Source organism: Bacteroides sp. 51 (assembly GCF_010500965.1).
Lineage (GTDB): Bacteria > Bacteroidota > Bacteroidia > Bacteroidales > Bacteroidaceae > Bacteroides.
This window is the reverse complement of sequence record NZ_QVMI01000013.1, coordinates 90,866-96,865: the sequence shown is the minus strand read 5'-3', so window position 1 is coordinate 96,865 and position 6,000 is coordinate 90,866. Positions and strand designations below refer to the sequence as shown.

Genomic DNA, 6,000 nt, shown 5'->3' with positions numbered 1-6,000 from the left:
GTAAATGAGATACTTACTGAACACGATTACAAAAATGTCAAAGAACTAAATTATAAACAATTGAAAATCAGCTGGGAATAAGTGCCCAGCAATGATGTTCTTTATATAGTATAACAATGAAAACAGTGTTTTGGTTATGAGAATGTTAAAATTAAAAGCTAATTAATTGTATTAACTTATTCTTTTCTATCAAACAGATTTGCTTTTTATTGGCTGTGATTAGTCCGTCGTGTTGCATTTTCGTTAATTCTCTTTCCAGTGAGGGGCGGGAAACCGCAAAATATTCTGCAATTACACTTTTGGGTTTATCTAATATGATGTTATTTGTTTGTTGACGTTTAGATAAATCTAATAAGTATAGAGCTATCTTTTGCCGGATGGATCGGAAAGACATAAAATGCAGTCTACTGCTGAGACGATTAGCAAAGTTAGCCGATGTATCCAGATAATTTTTAAGGATTACTTCATTCATTTGGAGCATTCTCAAGACCGATTGTTTAGGGATAACAAGAGCATTAATATCCTCTAATGCAGTAGTCTGCACAGGGAAACGGTTGTTTTCACCAAATAAGAAAAGAATAGCTAACGGGTTAGGTGCGTGAATTTCTTCTACTTTCACTACCTTACCGGAGGGATCGCTCATTTCTGCTTTTACACTTCCCTTGAGTAGAATAATCAACCTGTTGCAAGGTTCATCCTGCATGGTGAGGATCGTTCCTTTTCTGAAATGCGATTCAGATACATTTATCTTTGAGAAAACCTCTTCCAGTTCAGTTTCACGAACAGAAGAGAATAAATAACATTGGGTTGCAGCGGATAAATTCATAAGGTTTGTATTACTGTTGCAACAAAAGTATAATATTTTCCCAATAGTGTAACATAGGTTACAGTTTATCTTTCTACTTCTGCGTAATTTTGTATCACTATATAAATGATTAATGATATGAAAAGGACCGTAATAAAGATTGATGATGAACTATGTAATGGCTGCGGATTGTGCGTAGATGGATGCCACGAAGGGGCCTTACAACTGATTGACGGAAAGGCCGTAATGATAAGCGACCTGTATTGTGACGGATTGGGTGCTTGTATTGGCGAATGTCCTGTAGGGGCAATAGCTTTAGAAGAACGCGAAGCCGAACCTTATAATGAAGATGCGGTAATGGAACGCCTTGTTCCGAAAGGTGAAGCTGTGATTCTGGCGCATCTTAACCATCTGAAAGCACATGGTGAAAAGGAATGGGTTAAGCAGGGACTAGCATATTTGAAGGAACATAATATAAAAGTCAACTTTGGTTGTTCACATGGAGAACAACAAGATCACCATCATAGTGGAGGCGGTTGCCCGGGAGCTATGATGCGGGAGATAAAACGTCCGGTTGCTCCCATAGGCGTGGCGGCAGCAAATGTATCGTATGCTCAACCATCAGAACTGAGACAGTTTCCGGTACAATTGCACCTATTGAATCCGCATGCCGGATTTCTTCAGGGATCACATTTGTTATTAGCTGCCGATTGTACTGCATTTGCTACGGGGGAATTCCATAGCCGCTTTCTGAAAGGGAAAACACTGGCGATTGCATGCCCTAAGCTGGATAATGATACACAAATGTATGTGGATAAACTGGCAGAGATGATAGAACATTCTGGCATTGAAACGCTGACAGTGCTTGTCATGGAGGTGCCTTGTTGCCAGGGACTGGTACGCATTGCAGAAATGGCCCGCGAGCAATCCAAGCATTTACCTATAAAAATAATTGTACTGTCACTGGATGGTACGGTAAAAAATGAACAGTGGATTTAATATAACTGTCCGACACACCATAATCTCAATCTTACAGGAAGAACGTTAAATAACCAACAAATCAGCTTATACTGAACACCCGGAATGAGGATAGATTTCATTCGTTTGCTCATAATTTGATTCGTCATTTTACGGGCAACGAATGAAGCACTCATTCCGTTCTCTTCATCGTGTACCATCTTCTCTACTGATTTTTTCATGCGGGCAGTATAAGCAGAATCTGCTAGCTGTGATGCTTCGGTATATTTGCGGGCAGAGGTAAACTCTGTTTTGGTATCTCCCGGAAGTACCGTACAACATTGTATTCCAAAGGGTTTAACTTCCATAGATAAGGCTTGCATGAAAGTCAACAATGCCGATTTACCAGCAGAATAAAAAGCCTGATAGGGGATGGGGACAATCGCAGCAACAGAAGAGGTTGACATTATTTTGCCATATCCTTGCTTACGAAATACAGGCAAACATGCATTGATTGTCTTTACCGTACCAAAGAAATTCGTTTCCAGTTGGTATCTGACCTCATCTGCTGAGGTGTCTTCTACAGATCCCGCCAAGCCGTTTCCGGCATTACAAATCACAGCATCTATTCGTTGGCTCTCTTGAAGAATACGGTTTATAACCAGGTTTGTTTCTTCTTCATTATTAATATCAAGTTGAACCGGAATAATTTCTCCACCACCTTGTAACGCTTTTTGAGCCGTACCTATACGTCGTGAAGCGGAGTATATGCGTGCACCTCTATTCATAAGTTGCTTGGCAACTTCTAGTCCAATACCGCTACTTCCTCCTGTTAATAGAATAATCTGCTGCTTCATGCCTGAATACTGTTATCTTATATTGTTTTAATCTCAGGCAAAGATAATATGATGCATCCAAAAAAGATTTTTGATGCGACGAAAATTATTTTTTGATGCATCAAAAATATATTTTCGTCGCACCAGAGAGAGATACAAAAAAAACGTCCGCAGTTTTGCTAGGACGGCTAATTGATGTTTCGTAGCTTATTTTTCACGGGCTTCGTCTATGCGATGCTGTATTTTTTGTACGTTTTCATCTAATGTGTTCTTGGCTTCGGTAGCTTTCTCTTTAGCCACATTTGAAATGTGCTTGGCGGTACTCTTTACATCCTCAGAAAATTCATGCCATTTTTCTTCGGCTTTGTGCCCTGCTAATTTAGTCTTTCCGGCGGCGATATCTACCTTATCCTGCCATTGCTTCTCGCGAGCTTCCTCTGCTTTTTTATTTTTATCGTCCATAATCTGTTGTTTTTAAAGGTTTAGTTATTACAATTATTACTGTTTTGCATTATAGACAACTTTCAGCCTCAAAATGTTTAGCATTTTAAGAAAGATTTATGGTTGAGCAGAAAAGCCTCGATTAATTAAACTTTTTTCTTAATATTCTAATGGCATTCAGAATGGCAATCAGGGCTACACCGACATCGGCAAATACGGCTTCCCACATGGTAGCCACTCCAAAGGCACCTAATGTAAGTACTAATCCCTTTACAATAAAAACAAAAATAATGTTTTGCTTAACAATATGTTGAGTCGCCTTACTGATTTGGATTGCTGTGACAATCTTAGATGGTTGATCTGTCTGGATAACTACATCGGCAACTTCAATAGCAGCATCCGCCCCCATTCCGCCCATAGCAATGCCAATATCGCTAAGTGCAAGTACCGGAGCATCGTTTATTCCATCGCCAACAAATGCAATTGTATGTTCCGGGTTTTCTTTTAGCTGATTAACATAAGCAGCTTTGTCTTCGGGGAGTAAATCACCTATAACAGCTTCTATGCCAATATCTTGTGCCATTTTCTTTGCGATAGAAGTCTTGTCTCCACTTAACATTACTGTTTGGATACCTAATGATTTCATCCTTTGAACAGCCGATACCGCATCCGGTTTTAATTCATCTGCAATCGTGATATATCCTGCATAAGCATTATTAATAGCCAGAATAACCACAGTATCAACAATAGAATCAATAGCCAAATCATATTCTATACCATACTTTTGCATTAATTTCGAATTACCGGCAAGAATAATCTTACCCTCTATTAATGCCCTAAGCCCATGTCCGGCAATTTCTTCTACTTCTGCAACAGGAAGTATACGTCCATCAGAGGCCTTGTTAAACTCTGAAATGGCTTTAGCAATAGGATGGTTGGAGTGGTTTTCCACAGAAGCCATAATTTCTATGAACTCTCTTTCATTATATATAGGAGATACAACCTGCTGTACTTTAAATACTCCTTTGGTCAAAGTACCGGTTTTATCCATAACCACTGTATTCACTTTAGACATCATATCCAAATAGTTAGCACCTTTGAACAGGATGCCATTGCGTGAAGCCGCGCCAATTCCTCCAAAATAACCTAAAGGAATAGAAACGACCAATGCACACGGACAAGAAATAACCAGAAATACTAAAGCACGGTATAACCATTCAGAGAATATGTAATTTGTGACCACAAAGATTGGAATAATTGTAATCAGCAATGCCAGTAAGAAAACAGCAGGGGTATATATCCGGGCAAACCTCCGGATAAGTAATTCTGTTTTTGCTTTTCGGGAAGTAGCATCCTGAACAAGTGCTAGTATTCTCGAAAGAGAACTATCTTCATACCTTTTTTCAACTTGTATTTCAATGACCTTATCTAAATTGAGCATACCGGCAAGTACCATCTCACCGGCACGAATTGTGCGGGGAGTGCTCTCGCCTGTTAGAGCAGAAGTATTGAAACTGCTTTGAGGCGATAACATTATTCCATCCAAAGGAACTTTCTCTCCAACTTTAATTTGTATTTTCTCACCGATGTTTACCGTATCAGGTTTTACATCCTCATAACGGCCTTCCCTGGATACTGTAGCCACATCCGGTCGGATATCAAGTAAAGCCTTAATATTATTTTTAGCTTTGTTTACTGCTGACTCCTGGAATAGTTCGCCTACAGAATAGAATAACATAACAGCGACCCCTTCCGGATACTCTCCAATACAAAATGCACCTAGGGTGGCAATTGTCATTAAAGAAAACTCATTGAACAAATCTTTTTGTTTAATCGCTTCGTATGCTTCCTTGATCACAGGAAAACCAACCGGTGTATAGGCTAATAGATACCAACCTAACCGGATATATCCATGAAAAAATGAATTGGGAATAAAATGTTCTGTGATAATCCCTATAATCAGCATTACGAAACTGCTAATGGATGGGAGATAACGCTTCCATGAAGTGTGCTGTGGGATATCATGATGTCCATGAGAGTCGCAACAGCAACCGCATGAACCAGTGGGTGTATTTACTTTTGCCATAAGAATAAGTTTTATTTATGGCAAAGTTACGGTTTATTGCCTGCAACCAAGTTGCAACTTTGAACAATGGTCGCAAAGTCCTTTCATTACAAAATTGACACTTTGCAACAAGAATCCTTTCGGTAGCTGTACAGTAGGAATATGAATACCCTCCAAACAATATGTCTTCTTGCAAAGATTACATGCAAAATGCACATGCAGGTCTTTTAATGAACAAGTACAGTCGGTACTGCAAACCGAATATTTGATAGACCCCGAACCATCGTCTATACTATGAATAAGGTGTTTTTCGTGAAATAAAGAAATGGTACGGAATAAAGTCGACTTATCTACTGTTTCCAGTTTATTCTCCATATCGGCCAAACTGAATGCTTGCGGATAGTTAAGCATAGCTTTCAATATAAGAAGTCGTACGGCTGTAACTCGTATACCTCTGTTTTCCAGTCTTTCTTCATATTCGTTCATGGCGTTTCCCTTTATTGACAGGTGCTTTTAATGATTACAAAGGTAGGTGATTTCTTTTGAATCTAAAGAGAATAAATTGTCCTCTTTCTCATTTATGCTATTCTATACCTCTTATTTGTTAACGTTTATTTTGGTTTGATTGATATATTTAACCATCCTCTTTTGCTTTTATCTTTTGCTTTTAAGTGTTTGAAAAAAATATTTTGATTGTTATTCTCTAAATTGACTTTTGGTCTGATTTTGAGCTCTATTCTGCATTTGTGATAGTAAAACTTGAAAATAATTATATAAAATAAGCTGTCCTCTATTTCTTTTTGTTTTCTTTGAAGTGTTTTCTGGGGGCTTTTATTTAACACTTTTGTATTAAAATCCTTTCTATATTTGCTGAGTTAAACGTTATGTAGTTTTTA

The 6,000-nt window shown here is 38.4% G+C and carries 6 protein-coding genes; 1 reads left to right on the top strand and 5 read right to left on the bottom strand.

What is annotated here, in order from left to right; translation table 11 throughout:
- Positions 1–151 precede the first annotated feature (151 nt).
- Positions 152–826 (bottom strand): Crp/Fnr family transcriptional regulator, encoded by a 675-nt coding sequence (locus D0T87_RS11675; protein ID WP_163175310.1) that lies wholly within the window; start codon positions 824–826, stop codon positions 152–154.
- Positions 827–943: 117 nt separating this feature from the next.
- On the opposite strand from D0T87_RS11675, the gene D0T87_RS11670 reads away from it, so the two are divergent.
- Complete coding sequence (locus D0T87_RS11670; protein WP_163175309.1) at positions 944–1,804, top strand: ATP-binding protein; 861 nt, start codon at positions 944–946, stop codon at positions 1,802–1,804.
- Here the strand turns inward: D0T87_RS11670 and D0T87_RS11665 are convergent.
- From D0T87_RS11665 to D0T87_RS11650, 4 genes are all read right to left on the bottom strand, one after another.
- Entirely contained in the window at positions 1,801–2,619 is an 819-nt protein-coding gene (locus D0T87_RS11665) for an SDR family NAD(P)-dependent oxidoreductase (protein ID WP_163175308.1), read from the bottom strand. The two genes, D0T87_RS11670 and D0T87_RS11665, sit on opposite strands and share 4 nt — an antisense overlap.
- A gap of 186 nt (positions 2,620–2,805) precedes the next feature.
- Positions 2,806–3,060: a hypothetical protein gene (locus D0T87_RS11660; RefSeq protein ID WP_163175307.1), complete on the bottom strand. Its 255-nt coding sequence runs from the start codon at positions 3,058–3,060 to the stop codon at positions 2,806–2,808.
- Positions 3,061–3,181: 121 nt separating this feature from the next.
- Complete coding sequence (locus tag D0T87_RS11655; protein ID WP_203558676.1) at positions 3,182–5,125, bottom strand: heavy metal translocating P-type ATPase; 1,944 nt, start codon at positions 5,123–5,125, stop codon at positions 3,182–3,184.
- A gap of 33 nt (positions 5,126–5,158) precedes the next feature.
- On the bottom strand, positions 5,159–5,590 hold the full coding sequence (locus D0T87_RS11650) for a Fur family transcriptional regulator (protein ID WP_163175306.1): 432 nt from the start codon (positions 5,588–5,590) through the stop codon (positions 5,159–5,161).
- Between the last annotated feature and the right edge of the window lie 410 nt (positions 5,591–6,000).

Coding starts and splice junctions, on each gene's coding strand:
- D0T87_RS11665 (WP_163175308.1), bottom strand. CDS start 2,619: ATGAAGCAGCAGATTATTCTATTAACAGGAGGAAGTAGCGGTATTGGA.
- D0T87_RS11660 (WP_163175307.1), bottom strand. CDS start 3,060: ATGGACGATAAAAATAAAAAAGCAGAGGAAGCTCGCGAGAAGCAATGG.
- D0T87_RS11675 (WP_163175310.1), bottom strand. CDS start 826: ATGAATTTATCCGCTGCAACCCAATGTTATTTATTCTCTTCTGTTCGT.
- D0T87_RS11670 (WP_163175309.1), top strand. CDS start 944: ATGAAAAGGACCGTAATAAAGATTGATGATGAACTATGTAATGGCTGC.
- D0T87_RS11650 (WP_163175306.1), bottom strand. CDS start 5,590: ATGAACGAATATGAAGAAAGACTGGAAAACAGAGGTATACGAGTTACA.
- D0T87_RS11655 (WP_203558676.1), bottom strand. CDS start 5,125: ATGGCAAAAGTAAATACACCCACTGGTTCATGCGGTTGCTGTTGCGAC.